The organism is Enterococcus spodopteracolus (genome assembly GCF_030441955.1).
In the GTDB taxonomy this organism is placed as follows: domain Bacteria; phylum Bacillota; class Bacilli; order Lactobacillales; family Enterococcaceae; genus Enterococcus_B; species Enterococcus_B spodopteracolus.
Map to the genome: position 1 here is coordinate 1 of NZ_JARJHD010000122.1, position 421 is coordinate 421.

The window sequence follows — 421 nt, forward strand, 5'->3', positions numbered from 1 at the left end:
CCTGGTCGGACATCAGGAGGTTAGTGCAATGGCATAAGCTGGCTTGACTGCGAGCGTGACGGCGCGAGCAGGTGCGAAAGCAGGTCATAGTGATCCGGTGGTTCTGAATGGAAGGGCCATCGCTCAACGGATAAAAGGTACTCCGGGGATAACAGGCTGATACCGCCCAAGAGTTCATATCGACGGCGGTGTTTGGCACCTCGATGTCGGCTCATCACATCCTGGGGCTGAAGTAGGTCCCAAGGGTATGGCTGTTCGCCATTTAAAGTGGTACGCGAGCTGGGTTTAGAACGTCGTGAGACAGTTCGGTCCCTATCTGCCGTGGGCGCTGGAGAATTGAGGGGGGCTGCTCCTAGTACGAGAGGACCGGAGTGGACGCATCACTGGTGTTCGGGTTGTCATGCCAATGGCACTGCCCGGT

The 421-nt window shown here is 57.2% G+C and carries 1 rRNA gene; it reads left to right on the plus strand.

The annotated features are described in order from the left end of the window. A 23S ribosomal RNA gene (locus P3R27_RS14860) occupies window positions 1–421 on the plus strand; the annotation flags it as partial.